The 18947-nt window shown below is 69.8% G+C and carries 15 protein-coding genes; 9 read left to right on the forward strand and 6 right to left on the reverse strand.

What is annotated here, in order from left to right:
* The first annotated feature begins 2 nt into the window (after window positions 1–2).
* Entirely contained in the window at window positions 3–1514 is a 1512-nt protein-coding gene (gene glpK / locus DEJ17_RS01005) for a glycerol kinase GlpK (protein ID WP_110891651.1), read from the forward strand.
* Between the two features lie 429 nt (window positions 1515–1943).
* Here the strand turns inward: glpK and trpD are convergent, their stop codons facing one another.
* Window positions 1944–2999, reverse strand: coding sequence for an anthranilate phosphoribosyltransferase (gene trpD, locus DEJ17_RS01010; RefSeq protein WP_110891652.1), 1056 nt, complete (start codon window positions 2997–2999; stop codon window positions 1944–1946).
* A 70-nt stretch (window positions 3000–3069) separates the two neighbouring features.
* Between trpD and DEJ17_RS01015 the strand changes: the two genes are divergently transcribed.
* From DEJ17_RS01015 to DEJ17_RS01035, 5 genes are all read left to right on the forward strand, one after another.
* Window positions 3070–3708 (forward strand): heme-copper oxidase subunit III, encoded by a 639-nt coding sequence (locus tag DEJ17_RS01015; RefSeq protein ID WP_110891653.1) that lies wholly within the window; start codon window positions 3070–3072, stop codon window positions 3706–3708.
* 21 nt (window positions 3709–3729) lie between these two features.
* A complete protein-coding gene (locus tag DEJ17_RS01020; protein ID WP_110891654.1) occupies window positions 3730–4539 on the forward strand; it encodes a cytochrome c in 810 nt (269 codons plus the stop codon).
* A gap of 33 nt (window positions 4540–4572) precedes the next feature.
* A complete protein-coding gene (locus tag DEJ17_RS01025) occupies window positions 4573–5637 on the forward strand; it encodes a ubiquinol-cytochrome c reductase iron-sulfur subunit (RefSeq protein ID WP_027465615.1) in 1065 nt (354 codons plus the stop codon).
* Window positions 5637–7325 (forward strand): ubiquinol-cytochrome c reductase cytochrome b subunit, encoded by a 1689-nt coding sequence (locus tag DEJ17_RS01030; protein WP_110891655.1) that lies wholly within the window; start codon window positions 5637–5639, stop codon window positions 7323–7325. The genes DEJ17_RS01025 and DEJ17_RS01030 overlap by 1 nt, the downstream gene beginning before the upstream one ends.
* 167 nt (window positions 7326–7492) lie before the next feature.
* Window positions 7493–8452, forward strand: coding sequence for a phosphodiesterase (locus DEJ17_RS01035; RefSeq protein WP_110891656.1), 960 nt, complete (start codon window positions 7493–7495; stop codon window positions 8450–8452).
* A gap of 611 nt (window positions 8453–9063) precedes the next feature.
* On the opposite strand, the gene DEJ17_RS01040 is transcribed toward DEJ17_RS01035, so the two are convergent.
* From DEJ17_RS01040 to DEJ17_RS01055, 4 genes are read right to left on the reverse strand one after another with little or no spacing between them, the layout of a single operon-like run.
* On the reverse strand, window positions 9064–10617 hold the full coding sequence (locus tag DEJ17_RS01040; protein WP_110891657.1) for a stealth conserved region 3 domain-containing protein: 1554 nt from the start codon (window positions 10615–10617) through the stop codon (window positions 9064–9066).
* Window positions 10618–10666: 49 nt separating this feature from the next.
* Window positions 10667–11056: a DUF6804 family protein gene (locus DEJ17_RS01045; RefSeq protein ID WP_258366585.1), complete on the reverse strand. Its 390-nt coding sequence runs from the start codon at window positions 11054–11056 to the stop codon at window positions 10667–10669.
* A 47-nt stretch (window positions 11057–11103) separates the two neighbouring features.
* On the reverse strand, window positions 11104–11688 hold the full coding sequence (locus tag DEJ17_RS01050; protein WP_110891659.1) for a GDSL-type esterase/lipase family protein: 585 nt from the start codon (window positions 11686–11688) through the stop codon (window positions 11104–11106).
* Complete coding sequence (locus tag DEJ17_RS01055) at window positions 11685–13217, reverse strand: SDR family oxidoreductase (protein ID WP_258366586.1); 1533 nt, start codon at window positions 13215–13217, stop codon at window positions 11685–11687. Before DEJ17_RS01055 ends, DEJ17_RS01050 begins: the two co-directional genes overlap by 4 nt.
* A gap of 43 nt (window positions 13218–13260) precedes the next feature.
* On the opposite strand from DEJ17_RS01055, the gene deoC reads away from it, so the two are divergent.
* From deoC to DEJ17_RS01070, 3 genes are all read left to right on the forward strand, one after another.
* A complete protein-coding gene (gene deoC / locus DEJ17_RS01060) occupies window positions 13261–13992 on the forward strand; it encodes a deoxyribose-phosphate aldolase (RefSeq protein WP_110891661.1) in 732 nt (243 codons plus the stop codon).
* A gap of 166 nt (window positions 13993–14158) precedes the next feature.
* Window positions 14159–15112, forward strand: coding sequence for an ROK family protein (locus DEJ17_RS01065; RefSeq protein WP_110891744.1), 954 nt, complete (start codon window positions 14159–14161; stop codon window positions 15110–15112).
* Window positions 15113–15308: 196 nt separating this feature from the next.
* Window positions 15309–15890, forward strand: coding sequence for a type IV toxin-antitoxin system AbiEi family antitoxin (locus tag DEJ17_RS01070; RefSeq protein ID WP_181420972.1), 582 nt, complete (start codon window positions 15309–15311; stop codon window positions 15888–15890).
* A 673-nt stretch (window positions 15891–16563) separates the two neighbouring features.
* Here DEJ17_RS01070 and DEJ17_RS01075 read toward each other — a convergent pair.
* Window positions 16564–18888 carry a bifunctional (p)ppGpp synthetase/guanosine-3',5'-bis(diphosphate) 3'-pyrophosphohydrolase gene (locus DEJ17_RS01075; RefSeq protein WP_231495664.1) on the reverse strand — a complete coding sequence of 775 codons (2325 nt, stop codon included), beginning with the start codon at window positions 18886–18888 and terminating at the stop codon, window positions 16564–16566.
* Window positions 18889–18947 lie beyond the last annotated feature (59 nt).

The raw sequence follows: 18947 nt of genomic DNA on the forward strand, positions 1-18947 counted from the left end.
CAATGGCCGACTACATCGTCGCCATCGACCAGGGCACGACCTCGACCCGAGCAATCGTGTTCGACCACTCCGGTTCGATCATCTCGACCGGCCAGAAGGAACACGAGCAGATCTTCCCGCGTGCCGGTTGGGTCGAGCACGACCCGAGCGAGATCTGGGACAACACCCGCGAGGTGATCGGTCAGGCGCTGTCGCGTGCCGACATCACGCGCCACGACGTCGCAGCCGTGGGCATCACCAACCAGCGCGAGACCGCCGTCGTCTGGGACAAGACCACCGGCAAGCCGATCTACAACGCGATCGTCTGGCAGGACACCCGCACGCAGGCGCTCGTCGACCAGCTCGCCGACGGCGACACCGACAAGTACAAGGCCATCGTCGGCCTCCCGCTCGCGACCTACTTCGCCGGCACCAAGATCATGTGGATCCTCGAGAACGTCGAGGGTGCGCGTGAGAAGGCCGAGGCGGGCGACCTGCTCTTCGGCACCACCGACACCTGGGTCCTCTGGAACCTGACCGGTGGCGTCGACGGGGGCGTGCACAAGACCGACGTCACGAACGCGTCCCGCACGCTGTTCATGGACCTCGAGACGCTGCAGTGGCGCGACGACATCCTCGCCGACTTCGGCGTGCCGAAGTCGATGCTCCCCGAGATCGTCAGCTCCTCCGAGGTCTACGGACACGTCGAGTCCTCGAGCCTGCTGCGCGAGGTCCCGATCGCCGGCATCCTCGGCGACCAGCAGGCCGCGACCTTCGGTCAGGCCGCGTTCGACCAGGGCGAGTCGAAGAACACCTACGGCACCGGCAACTTCCTGATCTTCAACACCGGTACCGAGATCGTCCGCTCCGAGAACGGCCTGCTCACCACCGTCGGGTACAAGCTCGGCGACCAGGAGACGCACTACGCCCTCGAGGGTTCGATCGCCGTCACGGGCTCGCTCATCCAGTGGCTCCGCGACAACCTCGGTCTGATCGGCAGCGCCCCGGAGGTCGAGGCCCTGGCCAAGACCGTCGAGGACAACGGTGGCGTGTACTTCGTGCCCGCGTTCTCCGGGCTCTTCGCGCCGTACTGGCGCCCGGATGCCCGCGGTGCGATCGTCGGTCTGACCCGCTACGTCAACAAGGGCCACATCGCCCGTGCCGCCCTCGAGGCGACGGCGCTGCAGACCCGTGAGGTGCTCGATGCGGTCAACGCCGACTCCGGCGTGGACCTGACCGAGCTCAAGGTCGACGGCGGCATGACCGCGAACAGCGAGCTCATGCAGTTCCAGGCCGACATCCTCAACGTGCCGGTGGTTCGTCCGGTCGTCGCGGAGACCACGGCGCTCGGTGCGGCCTACGCCGCCGGTCTCGCGGTCGGCTTCTGGGCCAACCTCGACGAGCTCCGTGCCAACTGGCAGGAGGACAAGCGCTGGGAGCCCCAGCTCGACGCCGCCGAGCGCGAGCGCACGCTCCGCCTGTGGAAGAAGGCCGTCACGAAGACCTTCGACTGGGTCGACGAGGACGTGCAGTAACGAAGCAGGCGCACGCTGACCGCGTGCTCTGAACGCACCGACGGGAGGCCCGGTGCCGGTTCCAGGAACCGGCACCGGGCCTTCTGCGCATTGCGTCTCCTGCGCGTCGGCCGCGGTCGTCGGGTGGTCGGGTGGTTGCCGGCACGGCACGGTGCGGTCTTGTTCTCCGGGTGCAGCGGTGACCGCCTGGTGCGTGCCCGTGGCGCAGCACCGAGCCGTCAGGCTCGCACCGGGTGACGCACCGCGCACGGTGCGGACTGGAGGCGCGGGGCGGGCCCGCCGCGGGCCTCCAGTCCGGCAGGGGGGTTGCCGGCACGGCACGGTGCGGTCTTGTTCACCGGGTGCAGCGGTGACCGCCTGGGGCGCGCCCGTGGCGCAGCACCGAGCCGTCAGGCGCGCACCGCGCACCGTGCGCGGGAGCGACCCGGCCTACGCGGCGGGCGCTGCGCCGACCCAATCAGCCAGTTTGCGCGCACCGGCGCCGGAGTCGATCGCCTCGGCGGCGACGACCAGCTGCTCACGGAAGCGCTGCAGGATCGGCCGGTCGGACTCGTTCGGGTCCTGTGCCAGCCGGAACGAGACGAGGCCGGCCGCGGCGTTCAGCAGGACGATGTCGCGGACGGGTCCGGTCTCCCCCGCGAGCACCCGGTGGACGACGGCGGCGTTGTGCTCAGGGTCGCCGCCGAGCAGGTCCTCCGTCCGGGCTCGGGCGATGCCGAGGTCACGCGGGTCGAGGTCGTGCTCGGTCACGCGGCCGCCGGTGACCTCCCAGATGTGGCTGTGCCCGGTGGTGGTCAGCTCGTCGAGTCCGTCGTCGCCGCGGAACACGAGCGCCGTCGCCCCGCGCGTCTGGAACACGCCCGTGATGATCGGTACGAGGTCGAGCTGGGCGACGCCGACGGCGTTGGCCTCGCACCGTGCGGGGTTGACGAGCGGCCCGAGGAAGTTGAACACCGTCGGCACGCCGATCTCGCGGCGCACCGGGCCTGCGTGGGCGAAACCGGGGTGGAACGCGTTGGCGAACGCGAAGGTCAGCCCGACACGCCGGAAGGTGTCCGCGACACGCGCGGCGTCCATCGTGAGATCGAGTCCGAGGGCGGCGAGCACGTCGCTCGAGCCGGACTTCGACGAGCTGGCCTTGTTGCCGTGCTTGACGACCGGGACGCCGGCGGCGGCGATCACGATGGCCGCCATCGTCGAGACGTTCACGGTGCCGACGACGTCTCCGCCGGTCCCGACGATGTCGAGTGCCATCGGGTCGACGTCGAGCGGAACCGCGGCGTCCAGGATCGCGTCGCGGAACCCGACGACCTCGTCAACGGTCTCGCCCTTCGCGCGGAGCGTCACGGCGAAGGCTGCGATCTGTGCCTGGGTGGCGCGCCCGTGCACGATCTCCTCCATGGCCCATGTGGACTGCCTGATCGTCAGGTCCTCGCGCGCCATGAGCGCGCTGATCACCGCTGGCCAAGAAAGTGCGTCAGGCATGGGTCGATCGTAGTGAATTCGGAAGACCCGCCAGTCGCCTGCGAAAACACTGTCAGGGGTTTCGGCCATAATGGAGGACGTGACTAGCACCTCTCTCTCCAGATCAGCCAGCGGTCCGGCCCTCAACAGGCCGAACGCCGTGGCCGTGGGGACGATCGTGTGGCTGGGCAGCGAGGTCATGTTCTTCGCCGGCCTGTTCGCGATCTACTTCACGCTCCGCAGCACGTCCCCTGAGCTCTGGGCGACCGAGACCGGCAAGCTCGAGGTGCCCTTCGCCTCCGTGAACACGATCATCCTGGTGCTGTCCAGCTTCGCCTGCCAGTTCGCCGTGTTCGCTGCGGAGCGCTTCCAGGTGCACCGGACGAGCTGGAACCCGCGCCACTGGGGCATGACGGAGTGGTTCTTCGTCACCTACGCGATGGGTGCGATCTTCGTCTGCGGCCAGATCTTCGAGTACGCCAACCTCTGGCACGAGGGCGTGACGCTCTCCTCCAGCGCCTACGGCTCGGCGTTCTACATGACCACCGGGTTCCACGGGCTCCACGTGACCGGTGGCCTCATCGCCTTCCTGCTGACGCTCGGCCGCGGTTTCGCCGCCAAGAACTTCGGCCACAAGGAAGCGACCACCGCCATCGTCGTGTCGTACTACTGGCACTTCGTCGACGTCGTGTGGATCTTCCTCTTCGCCGTCATCTACCTTCTCAAGTAGGAACTGGACACCCCCCAGCACATGTTCAACAGAACCAAGTCCAAGAAGGGCCGCCGTTCACCGATGGCGACCGTGTCGCTCATCGTCGTGGGTCTCATGACCACCGGTGGCGCGTACGCGTTGTTCAGCTCCACGGCGAACGCCGACGACAGCACGAGCACCGTCGCCGCCTCGAGCCAGTCGCAGGTGAACGAAGGCGAGAAGCTCTTCGCCTCGAACTGCGCCACCTGCCACGGTCTCTCCGCGCAGGGCACGAGCGAAGGCCCGTCCCTGATCGGCGTGGGCGCCGCGTCGGTCGACTTCCAGGTCGGCACCGGCCGCATGCCGATGGCCGCTCAGGGTCCGCAGGCCGAAGAGAAGCCCGCGCAGTTCACGGACGAGCAGGTCGACGCGCTCGCGCAGTACGTGGCCTCCCTCGGCCCCGGCCCGTCGGTCCCGTCCACCGAGCTCACCAACGGCGAGGAGGGCGACGCCGCCGAAGGCGCCGAGCTGTTCCGCATCAACTGCGCCATGTGCCACAACGTGGCCGGCGCCGGTGGTGCGCTGACCGAGGGCAAGTACGCCCCGAGCCTCGAGACGGTCTCCGGCAAGCACATCTACGAGGCCATGCTGACCGGCCCGCAGAACATGCCGGTCTTCAACGACCTGAACCTGACGCCGGAGCAGAAGGCCGACATCATCACGTACCTGAAGTACGTGCAGGACAACAAGTCCCCCGGTGGCTTCGCACTCGGCTCCCTGGGGCCGGTCGCCGAGGGTCTGTTCATCTGGATCTTCGGACTCGGCGCGGTCGTCGCGATGACCGTCTGGCTGACCGCGAAGTCCAACTGATCGTCCGTGTCGAACGACACTGAAGGGAACACCATGGCAGAGCACGACGACGAGACGCTGAACTCGTCCTCGGCTGTCGAGAAGCACGGCACGACCACCTCCCCCGGGATCGCGGTCCTCCCCGTCGACCCGTTCGAGAACCCGGGCGAGCCGCCGCACCGCCCGCGTCGCACCGACGTCGACCCGAAGAAGCAGCGTCTGGCCGAGCGCCAGGTCGCCGCGTACTTCTACCTGTCGATCGTCGGCAGCGTCCTGTCGATCGCGGCGTACGTCGCCTTCCCGATCGACCCGAGCGACTTCGGGACGGTCCGCACCGCGAACCTCTTCCTGGGGCTGTCGATCGCCCTCGCGCTCCTCGCCCTCGGCCTCGGTGCCGTCTACTGGTCGAAGTCGCTCGTCGTCGACCGAGAGATCACCGAGCTCCGACACGGCACCCGCGGCACCGACGCGACCCGCGCCAAGGCGGTCGAGGCGTTCCAGCTCGCCGACAAGGAGTCCGGCTTCAGTCGTCGCAAGCTGATCCGCAACTCGATGATCGGTGCCCTGGCCGCGTTCCCGCTCCCCGGCATCGTCCTGGTCCGTGACCTCGCTCCGGCCGAGGACCCCAACGAGCTGCTCCGCCACACCTTCTGGAAGCAGGGCCTGCGCCTGACGAAGGACCCGACGGGTCTGCCGATCAAGGCCTCCGACGTCACCATCGGTTCGGTGTTCCACGTCATCCCCGAGGGCATGCTCGAGTCCGAGCACATGCTGGAAGAGAAGGCGAAGGCCTCCGTCCTCCTCATGCGTCTCGACCCGAAGGACCTCAACCCGTCCAAGGGCCACGAGAACTGGGGCTACGACGGCATCGTCGCGTACTCCAAGATCTGCACCCACGTCGGTTGCCCCGTCGCGCTCTACGAACAGCAGACGCACCACCTGCTGTGCCCGTGCCACCAGTCCACCTTCGATGTCTCGAACAACTGCGAGGTCATCTTCGGTCCGGCAGCACGCCCCCTCCCCCAACTTCCGATCGCGATCGACGACGACGGCTACCTGGTTGCCCAGAGCGACTTCCACGAGCCGGTCGGACCGTCCTTCTGGGAGCGTGAACGCTGATGACCAGCACCACCACCACCGCACCGAACACGTCGACGAACAAGCCGGCTCCGGAGCGCGGATCCCGCATCATCGGCGGGGTCGCCAACTACATCGACGAGCGCACCAGCATCTCGGGCCTCGTCAAGGAAGTCGGCCGGAAGATCTTCCCGGACCACTGGAGCTTCATGCTCGGCGAGGTTGCGCTGTACAGCTTCGTCGTCGTGCTGCTGTCCGGGACCTTCCTGACCTTCTTCTTCCAGGCGTCCATGACCGAGGTCGTCTACAACGGCTCGTACGTCCCGCTCAAGGGCGTGGCGATGTCGACGGCCCTGCAGTCCACGCTCGACATCTCGTTCGACATCCGCGGCGGACTCTTCGTCCGTCAGGTCCACCACTGGGCGGCCCTGCTGTTCGTGGCGTCGATCATGCTGCACATGGCCCGCGTGTTCTTCACCGGTGCCTTCCGCAAGCCCCGTGAGCTCAACTGGGTCTTCGGCTTCCTGCTCTGGGTCCTCGCCATGGCCGAGGGCTTCACCGGCTACTCGCTCCCCGACGACCTGCTCTCCGGAAACGGTCTGCGGATCATCGTCGGCATGATCGAGGGCGTCCCGGTGATCGGTGTCTGGATCGCCTACCTGTTGTTCGGTGGCGAGTTCCCGGGGACCGACATCGTCGGCCGCCTGTACACGTTGCACATCCTGCTGCTGCCGGCGATCCTCGTCGCGGTGCTCGGTGTCCACCTGGTGCTCGTCGTGATCAACAAGCACACGCAGTTCGCCGGTCCGGGCAAGACCAACGAGAACGTCGTCGGTGTCCCGATCCTCCCGGCGTTCGCCGCGAAGGCCGGTGGGTTCTTCTTCATCGTCGCGGGCATCCTGGCCCTCATCGCGTCGCTGTTCACGATCAACCCCATCTGGAACTACGGCCCGTACGACCCCTCCCCGGTGTCCGCCGGTACACAGCCCGACTGGTACATCGGCTTCGCCGACGGCGCGCTCCGACTGGTCCCGCCGCACTGGGAGGTCGTGTGGTTCGGCTACACGGTGTCGTTCAACATCCTGGCGCCGATCGCGGTCCTGGTGCTGCTCATCCTGGCGATCCTGCTCTACCCCTTCATCGAGGCGTGGGTCACGGGTGACAAACGTGAGCACCACATCCTCGACCGCCCGCGCAACGCCCCGACGCGCACGGCGTTCGGTGCCGCCGGCATCACGCTCTACGCCAGCCTCTGGGCGGCAGCCTCGTCGGACATCATCGCGACGCACTTCCTGGTGTCGATCGAACACGTGATCCACGTGATCCAGGCAACGACCGTCCTCGGTCCGTTCATCGCCTTCTGGATCACGAAGCGTGTCTGCCTCGCCCTCCAGAAGAAGGACCGCGAGATCGTCCTGCACGGCTACGAGTCGGGCCGCATCGTCCGACTCCCCCACGGCGAGTACATCGAGGTGCACGAGCAGCTCGACGAGTACGAGCGGTGGAAGCTCCTGCAGTTCAACGACTACAAGCCGCTGATGATCCGCCCGAACGCCAAGGGCAAGATCACGGGTCTGCAGAAGGTCCGCGCCGGCGTCTCCCGCTTCTTCTTCGAAGACCGCATCGAGCCGGTCTCGAAGGCAGAACTCGAGGCAGCGCACGCCGCGCACCACGGCCCGAACCTCGAGGGTGGCCACCAGGCTCCCCAGGTCGGCCCCGGCGATCACTGATCGGTAGCGCACGAAGCAACCCCCGTCACCCAGTGGCGGGGGTTTCTTCGTCCACACCGCGAAACGCCGCCCCCAGTTCACGGCTGGTTCACCCTGGCGTGCTGGACTCGTCCAGGACGGTGTGGCAACGTGTTGCACCACGCATCCGCCAACGGAATGAGACCCCGATGGACAGCCGGACGGCCGAACACCCCAGGCCGAACCACTTCCTCCTCCACCTCAGCGACACGCACCTCGTCTCCGGGGACCGTGATCTGTACGGCGATGTCGACTCCGCCGCTCGGCTCACGCAGATCGTTGCTGACATCGAAGCCTCGGGCACGCGTCCCGAGGCGATCGTCGTCACCGGCGACGTGGCCGACAAGGGCGAGCCGGGCGCGTACGCCCGCGTCCGCGAGATCCTCGAGCCCGCGGCCGAGCGCATCGGCGCACAGGTCATCTGGGCGATGGGCAATCACGACGAGCGTGGCGCCTTCCGCCAGGAACTCTTCGGCCTGCAGCCCACCGATCGACCAGTCGACTTCATCTACGACGTCAACGGCCTCCGCGTGATCACTCTCGACACCAGCGTGCCGGGTCACCACCACGGCGAGGTCTCCCCCGAGCAGCTCGACTGGCTCGCCGAGGTCCTGTCCGAGGCAGCGCCGCACGGCACCATCCTCGCGATGCACCACCCGCCGGTGCCCAGCGTGCAGGACCTCACCGTCCTCGTCGAACTGCGGGACCAGCAGGCCCTGGCCGAGGTCGTCGAGGGCAGTGACGTCCTCGCCATCATCGCCGGTCACCTGCACTACTCGACCAGTGCCGTGTTCGCCGGGGTCCCGGTGTCCGTCGCCAGCGCGACCTGCTACACCCAGGACCTCACCGAGTACCAGGGCGGCACCCGCGGCCGTGACGGTGCGCAGTCGTTCAACCTCGTGCACGTCTACGGCCGAAATGTCGTCCACTCGGTCGTGCCGATCGGTCACTACGCCACCGTCGGACAGCCCGTCTCCGCGCTCGAGACCGAGGCGAAGCTCGCCGCGCACGGCGTGACGATCCCCGCGGCCGTCGAACCGGCACCGGTCACCTCGAGCATCCCGGTGTTCACGCTCGACTCGGTGCCCGTCTCCCCCATCCACCGGTAGCGCCGCGCACTTCGCGTGCAAAAGCGGTCGGGTCCGTCCGCTCCTGCACTCCAAGCGCGGGGGCCGGCGGTCACGACTCCCCGTCACCCCGAGGCGAGTGGTCACGTTCCGTCGCCCGACGGCGCTGCCGCCGACAGTTTGTGACCGCTCGGCGGGCAGCCAACGGGGTGTCCTGACCGCGTGCCGGCTTGCACGCCCGACGGCACGCCGGACGGCCGGGAGGCCCGTGGCAGGGCCGACTCGCGCCTCCCGGCCCGCGGGGTGGTCGCGGCACACCGCCGGTGCTGCGTCGCGTGGTCACGTCCCGTCGTTTGCGGGCGGCGCAGGCGACGTTCTGTGACCGCTCGGCGTGTGGGTGGCGGGGAGTCGTGACCGGTCGAGGCCGGCGGAGGCCGATGGAGCGTGCGAACCACGGGGCTTGGTTCCGCCGCCGGGCTCGCAGGCTCGCCCGGAGCGCTCCAGCAGGCCGCTGGCGCGTCCTCAGCGCCCAGCGGGACCGGGCTCGCAGGCTCGCCCGGAGCGCTCCAGCAGACCGCTGGCGCGTCCTCAGCGCCCAGCGGGACCGGGCTCGCAGGCTCGCCCGGAGCGCCCCAGCAGGCCGCTGGCGCGTCCTAAGCGCTGGGGCGCTCCCACGGCGCGGGGAACGGGAAGTAACGCTCCAGGAAGTCCGTCACGCGTTGCGTGCGCTCCTCGTCGCTCACCTCCGGGAAGCTGCCGTCGTTGAGGCAGAAGAAGTCGGCGTTCCGCTTCTTCAGCAGCTCGTCGAGCGACCGGAGCCCCGACTGCATCGTGGTGTCGATGTAGCGGACGTCGGCGGTCTCCTGCACGATGGCCCGACCGGTGAGCAGCGAGTAGTAGTGGTAGAGCGAGTTCGTCACCGAGATGTTGTCCGCGGCACGGAAGCGCGAGGCTGCCGTCGACGCGAACTCGTCGGCGAACTCGTGCTCCATCTCGGTCATGATCGAGGCGCGCAGGGGCGTCGGGGCGTGCTCGAGGTGCCGGGTCGTCACCGCACCGAAGCGCTGCTGCAGCAGGCGACGGTTCACGCGAGCGGAGTTCTCGAAACCGCTGCGTGCGGGGTTGTTCGACCCGAGCCCGATGCGGGTGGTGGCGAGGATGAACTTCGTCACCGACCCGGGGCTGAAGAACATCGACGGGTCGGTCAGGCGCCCGAAGAACATGTCGTCGTTCGAGTAGATGAAGTGCTCACTGATGCCCGGGATGTGGTGCAGCTGCGACTCGACGGCCTGCGAGTTGTGGGTCGGCAGCACGGACGGGTCGGCGAAGAACTCCTCGCTGCGGACGATCCTGACCTTCGGGTGCTCAGCGAGCCAGTGCGGCGCCGGGGAGTCCGTGGCGATGTAGATCTGGCGGATCCACGGCGCGAAGGTGTGGACCGAGCGGAGCGCGTACTTCAGCTCGTCGATCTGCCGGAACCGGGCGGGGGCGTCGTCGCCCTCGCCCAGGACAGCGTTCGACTGTGCGGCCTGGCGGGCCCGCTGGTACTCGATGGCGTTGCCGTCGACCCACGAGAAGACGATGTCGATCGGGAAGCGGATGTCCGAGACGTGGTCGTCGAACATGTGCTCGACGGTGCGCCAGGTGCGGCCGTAGCGTTCGATGTCGACCAGGACGAACTCGTCGATCGGCAGGCTGCGACGCATCAGGGCGTTCTCGACCGGTGCGAGGACCTCGATGTCGGTCACTCGCCAGAACTCGAGCTGGACGCTCGTCTCGGCGCCGTAGCGCAGGCGTCCGAGCGGTTCGAGCCGCGGGCGGAACACGCGGAGCACCGGTTCTTCGACGGAGCCGAGTCCGTCGTCCTGCACGAGCACCGCCGGCTTGCCCGGGGGCTTCGCGTAGAAGGGCTCGTTGACGGCCGCGGACATCACGGCGCTCTCGGCCCGCTGGCGGTCACGCTCGTCGAGGGCGATCACCGGGCGCTGGTCGTTGCCGCGGATGAGCAGGTGGTCGACGTCAGCCGCGGTGAGCGCGTCGTCGAGGAACAGCAGGTCCTCGATCATCGACTGCTGCGGCGTGAGGTGTCCGTTGATCAGGGTCAGTCGGCCCTTGCGGACGACGACGTCGGATCGGTCGAGACCGCCGGAGGACGGTCGAGGGTTCAGCAGAGGACTCTCGGTCACCGGCTCGGTCTCGTCGTTCATCCATGCCCTTCGGGTCGTGCGGTCGGGTCCTGTACCCGACCTGCCGATCCTACCGTCCGTCCGACTCGCGGGGCACCTTGACGACGATGCCCACCACGATGAACAGTGCTGCGGCCACCAGCTGCAGCGCAGCCCACACCTGTCCGGGGATCGGCACCGTGACGAGCGGGTTCCAGCAGACAGCGACGGCGGCCATGAGCAGGGCGGCCCACCAGACCTTCCCGCGCACGGCGAAGACGAGCACGATCAACGCGAGCACGGTGACGCCCCATCGGGCGAAGACGAAGCCCGACGAGTCCACGATGGCGACGCACGCCAGCAGCACGATCGCCGCGATCATCGACGGTGCCAGTGCGGGACGGGTGAAGGGCGGCGTGGCGCGGCCACCGTCGGCCGGGGCCGGTGCGGCGGCCGCGGGTCGGTGAGACCCTGCGGGCACGCCGTGCTGGGACGACCCCACCGGGGGCCGCCCCTTGCGTGCGGCCATCAGTCCGCGGAGCCGTCGAGGTCGATCGCCTGGATCGACCGCGACATCGGAGGCAGGTCGCGGACACGCTCGAGCGCCGGCACCAGTTCTCCGACCAGCGCGCGGTAGCCCTCTTCGGTCAGGTGCAGGCCGTCCTCGGTGAAGCGGGCGTCCAGGTGGTCGCCGTCAGCCAGGGCGGGCCACGCATCGAGGTACTGCGCGTGGCAGGTGGCGACGAACTGGCGCAGGTGCCGGTTGGCCTGCTCGATCTTCGTGGCGTACTCGGCCTGCCGGGGCAGGATCGACACGAGCAACAGGCGTACCCCCGGCAACTCGCGGCGGAGTGTCACGAGGATCGTCTCGACGTTGCGGACCACGTGCTCCGCGCTCGCGCGGTGGTTGCCGAAGTCGTTCGTCCCGATGAGCAGGACGATCACCTCGGGCTGCTCGGCGACGACGGCGTCGAGGCGCGTCAGCACGCCGTCAGTCGTGTCGCCACCGATGCCCTGGTTCACCGTGTGCTCGTCGGGGAGCCACGTGTCCCAGTCACCCTGCTCGGTGATGCTGTCCCCCAGGAAGAGGACGGGGCTGCGGTCGTCGGTCATGCTGCCTCCTCGTGCGCCGGCTCGGGGGTCCCGGTCTGCTGCGTCCGGTTGCGCTGCGTCGACTCGGTGTGGTCGGACTCCCGCTCGGCGGCGGCGGTGATGCGCTCGACCATACCGGGGAAGATGATGCCGTGGAACGGCAGGATGCCGTACCAGTACAGCCGCCCGGCGAGTCCCTGCGGGAAGTAGATCGCCCGCTGGTGGTAGTCGCTGCCGCCGTCGGGGTTCGGTGTGACGGTCATCTCGAGCCACGCCCGACCGGGCGACTTGAACTCGGCGCGGAGCCGCAGGTAGCGGCCGCGCTCCAGCCGTTCGACGCGCCACCAGTCGAGCGCGTCGCCCTGCTCGAGGCGCTGCTGGTCGCGACGGCCACGGTTCAGCCCGACGCCACCGGCGATCTTGTCCATCCAGCCGCGCGCGACCCAGGCGAGCGGGAACGAGTACCACCCGTTGTCGCCGCCGATCGACTCGACGACGCGCCAGACGTCCTCGGCGGAGGCGTTGGAGTGCCGCTTGCGGTCGTCGACGTAGACGGTGTGTCCGGCCCAGTCGGGGTCGTTCGGCATCGGGTCGGCCGATGCGCTCGAGAGCGTGGCGCTGCGCCAACTCGTCTGGACCTGGCCGGTGCGCATCTTGTTGAGCGCGAGACGGACGGCCCGACGGTACGAGGTGAGCCCGCCCTCGGGCTGCGGCACGACGTCGTCGATGTCGTGCTCGCGCTGCACGCACTCGAACTGCAGCGACTCGATGATCGGCGTTGCGAGCTTGCGCGGGATCGGGGTGACGGCGTTGAACCAGTGTGCGGCGAGGCGCGGGGTGAGCACCGGCAGGACCGTGATCGGGCGCTGGGGCAGCTTGGCCTCGACCGCGTAGCCGTTCAGCATCTGGCCGTACCGCAGGACGTCAGGGCCGCCGATGTCGAAGGTGCGGTTGACGTCGGCGGGGACGTCGAGCGCGGCCACCAGGTAGTACAGGACGTCGCGGACCGCGATCGGCTGGATGTGGTTGCGGACCCAGCGCGGCGCGGGCATCCACGGCAGGACGTCGGTGAGGTGCCGGATCATCTCGAACGAGGTGCTGCCCGAGCCGATCACGACGCCGGCCTGGTACGCCACGGTCGGCACGCCCGAGCCGAGGAGGATGTCCCCCACCTCCTTGCGGCTGCGGAGGTGCTTCGACAGCTCGCCGTCCGGGTGCAGCCCGCCCAGGTAGACGAACCGGCTGACGCCGGCCGCCTTCGCCTCGTGTGCCATGGTCTCGGCGGCCTCGCGCTCGGCCGACTCGAAGTCGCCGTCGGCCCCCATCGCGTGGGCCAGGTAGTAGACCGCCTCGATCCCGTCGACGGCGGCGCGCACCGCCTCGGCGTCCTGGAGGTCGCCCTCCGCGACGTCGACCTCACTGCTCCACGGGACGTCCTGGAGCTTCCGGGGGTTGCGCACGAACACCCGGACGGAGTGGCCGGCTTCGAGGAGACGAGGGACGAGACGACCACCGATGTACCCGGTGGCGCCGGTGACGAGGACCTGCATGCCCTGCACGCTACGCGGCACGCCTGACGGGTAGGCTTGCCGGGTGGACAACGCAGCCTTCCCCGTCACCGCCGATGCCGTCCGCGGCCTCATCGACCACGCGATCCTGAAGCCCGAACTCACCCGCGCGGACGTCGACGCCCAGCTCGACGAAGCCGCCGCCCACCGCGTCTTCAGCGTCTGCGTCCGTCCGAGCGACGTCGCCCACGCCGTCGAGCGCCTCACGGGCACCGGCGTCGGCGTCGGCACGGTGATCGGCTTCCCGCACGGCACCACGTCCACCGCGGCGAAGGTCGCCGAGTCGCTGCAGGCCCTGGCCGACGGCGCGTTCGAGCTCGACATGGTGCAGAACATCGGCGCCGCGAAGTCGGGTGACTGGCAGCGCGTCGAGCAGGACGTCCGCGCGGTCGTCGACGCCGCCCGCGACACCGTCGTCAAGGTGATCCTGGAGACCGCGTTCCTGACCGACGACGAGATCGTCGCAGCGTCGTGTGCGGCACAGACCGCCGGCGCCGCGTTCGTGAAGACCTCGACCGGGTTCGCCGGCGGCGGTGCGACGGCCGAGCACATCGCCCTCATGCGCCGCACGGTGGGTGCCGACACCGGCGTGAAGGCGTCCGGCGGCGTCCGCGGGCTCGACACCCTGCTCGAGATGGTCGAGGCGGGCGCCAACCGCATCGGCACGAGCGCATCGGCCCGCATCCTCGACGAGGTCGCGCACCGCGCCGAGACGGGTGTCGCCTCGGCGCTCGGCGACGACACGACGTCCTACTGAACCGACCGGGCTGAGCAGACCGGGCTGAGCCGACCGGGCTGAGTCGGCGCGTCCAGCCCACCTGTCCCACCCAGCCCGAACCACCACGACCAGGCCGGTGCCCACCGGACGCGACGACGCGTCGGCGAACCGCACCGTGCCTCCAGACCGCCGCATCGGAGCGCGCATGTCCAGCACCGCACCCCAGTCCCCCGCCCTCGCCCTGGCCGTCGACCTCGGCGGCACGAAGGTCGAGGCCGCGCTCGTCACCGACCAGGGCGTCGTCCTGCCGGCGACCCGGTTCCGGAGCCCCACCGGGCCGCAGCGCACCTCGGACGAGCTGCAGGCCGCCGTCGACGAGGTCGTCACGGCCGCGCTCGGCGCGCTGCCCGCCGACGCGACGCTCGTGGGCGTCGGCGTCGGTTCCGCCGGGCCCGTCGACGAGGAGCACGGCCTCGTCTCCCCGCTCAACATGCCGGTCTGGCGTGGCCACCCGCTGCGCGACCGGATCGCGGCGCTCGTGCCCGAGGGCGTCCCGGTGACGCTCCGCATGGACGGCCTGGCGATCACCCTCGCCGAGCACTGGGTCGGCGCGGCCCAGGGCTACGAGCACGTCATGGGCATGATCGTCTCCACCGGCGTCGGCGGCGGGCTCATCCTGCACGGCCGCACCGTCAGCGGACCGACGGGCAACGCCGGCCACATCGGCCACGTCGAGTGCGGCGGCTACGACGACCCCTGCGCCTGCGGGGGCACCGGTTGCCTCGAGGCGATCGCCAGCGGCCCGAAGACCGTGGCCTGGGCACGTCGTCAGGGCTTCGCGGGCACGACCGGCGAGGAGCTCTCGGCCGCGTACGCCGCCGGCGACGAGATCGCCGTGGCCGCGGTCCAGCGGAGCGGCCGTGCCCTCGGGCAGGCCATCGCCGCCGCCACGAGCCTGGTCGACCTCGAGATCGTCGCCATCGGCGGCGGGTTCTCGCACGTCACGCCGGACCTGTTCGAGTACGCCCGGCAGGCCGTGGCGGAGCGCGTCGAGTTCGGGTTCGTCACCAAGGTGCAGATCGTGCCGACCGGGTTGTCCCAGGACGGTCCGCTCATCGGTGCCGCGGCGCTCGTGCACCGCGCCGACGTCCTGCGCTGAGCGCGCGCGTCGCGTCCGGCCGCGTCCGATCCGGCGCGCGGCTGTCGGTCGGCGGCGTCGTCGACGCGACCCACGCTGTGGACGTGATCCCCGACAGCCTGGAGGCGCGGTGCGGGCCCGCCACGGGCCTCCCGGCCGGTCCGCGGCTTGTCCACAGGCCTGTCGGTCCCGCCCGCGGGTCGGGCAGGATGTGCGGGTGCCCCGCCCGCGACTGCTGACCAGTGACGACTGGCCGGAGGCCGAACTCCGTGCGGCGGTCCTGGCCGGTGAACTCGTCGCCGTCGGCCCGTGCTGGGCCTCCCCTGCCGAACCGCAGACGCCGTCGTTGCGCGCCGCCGCTGCCGCATGGGTCCTGCGGGACGCGCGCCTGATCGCCTGCACCCTGACCGCCGCGTGGATCTGGGGTGCGGTGTCCCGGCCGCCGGCTGCGCTCGAGGCCTGCATCCCGCCGCAGGTCCGCGTGCACGTCGGTCCGGACGTCCGCCTGCGGGAGGTCCGGATCGACGTCGACGACGCCGTCGAGCTCTCGCGGCTGCGGGTCACCGTACCGGCGCGGACCGCGGTCGACCTGCTCCGGACGCCGGGGCCCTCGGCCGGAGTGTTCGGGGTGGCCGAGGGCACGGCCGTGCACGGGCTGCTCGCGATCGGGGCGGTCACCGCGGTCGAGCTGCAGGTGCGGCTGACGGCCCTCGGGACGATCCCCATGGCGCGGCAGGCGGAACGGCGGCTGCGGGGGCTGCAGGACGCGGCCGGGGGCGCTGGTGGTGCTGTCCGGTAGCGCGTCGCGGGTGCCGGCGCGGGTGCGGGTGGTCACAACACCCCGCTCGCGTCCGCCGAGTGGTCGCGAACGGTCGGCTGGCAGGGCCGCAGGCGACGGTTCGTGACCGGTCGACGGGTGCCCGTGCGGCGAGTCGTGACCGGCGACGGGCGGGAGGCGCGGGTCGGGGCTGCAACGTGCCTCCGGTCCGGCGGGTGCGAGCGGTCAGGACACCCCGCTCACGTCCGCCGAGTGGTCACGGACCGTCGGTCGGCGGGACCACAGTCGACGGTTCGTGACCGGTCGACGGCACCCGCGCGGCGAGTCGTGACCGGCGACGGGCGGGAGGCGCGGGTCGGGGCTGCCACGGGCCTCCGCGCCGGCGCGCGTGGGCGTCAGGGCACCCCGCTCACGTTCGCCGATTGGTCACGGACCGTCGATTGGCGGGGCCACAGTCGACGGTTCGTGACCGGTCGACGGCACCCGTGCGGCGAGTCGTGACCGGTCGACGGACTGGAGGCGCGGGGCGGGGCCGCCACGGGCCTCCGGTCCGGCGGGTGCGAGCGGTCAGGGCACCCCGCTCACGTTCGCCGATTGGTCACGGACCGTCGGTTGGCGGGGCCGCAGTCGACGGTTCGTGAGCGGTCGACGGCACCCGTGCGGCGAGTTGCGACCGCTGGCGGGCGGGTTCGTCCTAGCCGGCGCTGACGCGGTAGACGTCGTAGACGGCGTCGATGCGACGCACCGCGTTGAGCACACGGTCGAGGTGGATGGTGTCGCCCATCTCGAACACGAACCGGCTGAGGGCGAGACGGTCGGACGAGGTCGACACCGTCGCGGACAGGATGTTCACGTGGTGATCGGTCAGCACCCGGGTGACATCGCTGAGCAGGCCCGACCGATCGAGCGCCTCGATCTGGATCTGCACCAGGAACACCGACTTCGACGACGGGGCCCACTCGACCTCGATCATCCGGTCGGGTTCGTTCATGAGCGACTTCACGTTGGTGCACGACGACTGGTGCACCGAGACGCCCTGGCCGCGGGTGATGAAGCCCACGATCTGGTCGCCCGGCACCGGCGTGCAGCACTTCGCGAGTTTGACGAGGATGTCGGGCGCACCGCGGACGAGCACGCCGCTGTCGCTCGTGCGCAGCTGCCGACTGGTGACCTGGCGCGGGAACGCGAGTTCGGGTTCGTCGGTCTCGGTCTCGGTCTGGACGTTGCCGAGGACCTTCTCGATCACCGACTGCGTCGAGACGTGGCCCTCGCCGATGGCGGCGTACAGGGCGGACACGTCCTCGTACCGCATCGACGAGGCGACCTCGGCGATGCTGTCCTGGCTCATGATGCGCTGGAGCGGCAGGTTCTGCTTGCGCATCGCCCGGGCGATGGCGTCGCGACCCTGCTCGATCGCCTCTTCGCGGCGCTCCTTGGTGAACCACTGCTTGATCTTGTTGCGGGCGCGGGGGCTGCGGACGAACTGCAGCCAGTCCTGTGAGGGGCCGGAGTCGGGGTTCTTCGACGTGAAGATCTCGACGACGTCGCCGCTGGACAGCTGGCTCTCGAGCGGGACGAGGCGGCCGTTGACCTTCGCACCCATCGTCCGGTGCCCGATCTCGGTGTGCACCGCGTAGGCGAAGTCGACAGGGGTGGCTCCGGCGGGGAGGCCGATGACCTTGCCCTGCGGCGTGAAGACGTAGGTCTCCTTGGCACCGATCTCGTAGCGAAGGGAGTCGAGGAACTCGCCCGGGTCGCTGGTCTCGGCCTGCCAGTCGGTGATGTGGGCGAGCCACGCCATGTCCTGGTCGTCCGTGGTCGACGAGGTACCGGCGTCACGGCCGGCAGCGCGCTGCTTGTACTTCCAGTGGGCGGCGACACCGAACTCGGCGCGCTGGTGCATCTCGTGCGTACGGATCTGGATCTCGACCGCACGACCCTGCGGTCCGAGCACCGTGGTGTGCAACGACTGGTACAGGTTGAACTTGGGGGTCGCGATGTAGTCCTTGAAGCGACCGGGCAGCGGGGTCCAGCGGGCGTGCACCGAGCCGAGCATGGCGTAGCAGTCGCGCACGGTCGGCACGAGCACGCGGATGCCGACGAGGTCGTAGATCTCGTCGAACTCACGACCCCGCACGATCATCTTCTGGTAGATCGAGTAGTACTGCTTCGGCCGGCCCATGACGTCGCCGCGCACCTTGGCGGCCTTCAGGTCCTTCTTCAGGGTGCCGATGACGTTCTGGACGAACTGCTCGCGCTTCGGCTGGCGTTCCTTGACCAGGCTGTCGATCTCGACGTAGAGCTTGGGGTGCAGGACCGCGAACGACAGGTCCTCGAGCTCGAGCTTGATCATCTGGATGCCGAGCCGGTGCGCGAGCGGCGCGTAGATCTCGAGCGTCTCCTTCGCCTTGCGCGTGGCGGAGGCCGACTCGACGAAGCCCCACGTGCGGGCGTTGTGCAGGCGGTCGGCGAGCTTGATGACGAGGACGCGGATGTCCTTCGACATGGCGATGACCATCTTGCGGACGGTCTCGGCCTGCGCGCTGTCGCCGTACTTGACCTTGTCGAGCTTGGTGACGCCGTCGACGAGCATCGCGATCTCGTCGCCGAAGTCGGCCCGCAGCTGGTCGAGCTGGTAGTCGGTGTCCTCCACCGTGTCGTGCAGGAGCGCGGCCGCGATGGTGATCGTGCCGATGCCGAGGTCGGCCAGGATCTGCGCGACCGCGACGGGGTGCGTGATGTACGGCTCACCGGACTTGCGCTTCTGACCGTCGTGCGCGCGTTCGGCGACCGAGTACGCACGCTCGATGAGTGTCACATCGGCCTTGGGGTGGTGCGAGCGGACCGTGCGGATCAGCGTGTCCACCGCGCCGGCCGGCTGGGCGCGCGAGAACAGGCGCGGCAGCAGCGAGCGGAGGGAACCGAGGTTGCCGGTGGTGTTCGGACCGATCGGGCTCGAGGGCCGCGGGGCCGAACCCGGGCGGCTCGGCGCGGACGGCTCTTCGCGGGTGTCCGTCATGATGCGCCTCCCAGGACTCGGTCCGAGAGCTCGATCCGAGCTCGATCCGACAAGACTAC

This window comes from Curtobacterium sp. MCSS17_011, from assembly GCF_003224275.1.
GTDB lineage: Bacteria > Actinomycetota > Actinomycetes > Actinomycetales > Microbacteriaceae > Curtobacterium.

Bases quoted from the DNA above. Each gene is read 5' to 3' on its own strand.
- DEJ17_RS01050 (WP_110891659.1), bottom strand. From the start codon at position 11,688: ATGACCGACGACCGCAGCCCCGTCCTCTTCCTGGGGGACAGCATCACC.
- DEJ17_RS01055 (WP_258366586.1), bottom strand. From the start codon at position 13,217: ATGCAGGTCCTCGTCACCGGCGCCACCGGGTACATCGGTGGTCGTCTC.
- glpK (WP_110891651.1), top strand. From the start codon at position 3: ATGGCCGACTACATCGTCGCCATCGACCAGGGCACGACCTCGACCCGA.
- DEJ17_RS01030 (WP_110891655.1), top strand. From the start codon at position 5,637: ATGACCAGCACCACCACCACCGCACCGAACACGTCGACGAACAAGCCG.
- DEJ17_RS01020 (WP_110891654.1), top strand. From the start codon at position 3,730: ATGTTCAACAGAACCAAGTCCAAGAAGGGCCGCCGTTCACCGATGGCG.
- DEJ17_RS01075 (WP_231495664.1), bottom strand. From the start codon at position 18,888: ATGACGGACACCCGCGAAGAGCCGTCCGCGCCGAGCCGCCCGGGTTCG.
- DEJ17_RS01025 (WP_027465615.1), top strand. From the start codon at position 4,573: ATGGCAGAGCACGACGACGAGACGCTGAACTCGTCCTCGGCTGTCGAG.
- DEJ17_RS01040 (WP_110891657.1), bottom strand. From the start codon at position 10,617: ATGAACGACGAGACCGAGCCGGTGACCGAGAGTCCTCTGCTGAACCCT.
- DEJ17_RS01065 (WP_110891744.1), top strand. From the start codon at position 14,159: ATGTCCAGCACCGCACCCCAGTCCCCCGCCCTCGCCCTGGCCGTCGAC.
- DEJ17_RS01015 (WP_110891653.1), top strand. From the start codon at position 3,070: ATGGAGGACGTGACTAGCACCTCTCTCTCCAGATCAGCCAGCGGTCCG.
- DEJ17_RS01035 (WP_110891656.1), top strand. From the start codon at position 7,493: ATGGACAGCCGGACGGCCGAACACCCCAGGCCGAACCACTTCCTCCTC.
- trpD (WP_110891652.1), bottom strand. From the start codon at position 2,999: ATGCCTGACGCACTTTCTTGGCCAGCGGTGATCAGCGCGCTCATGGCG.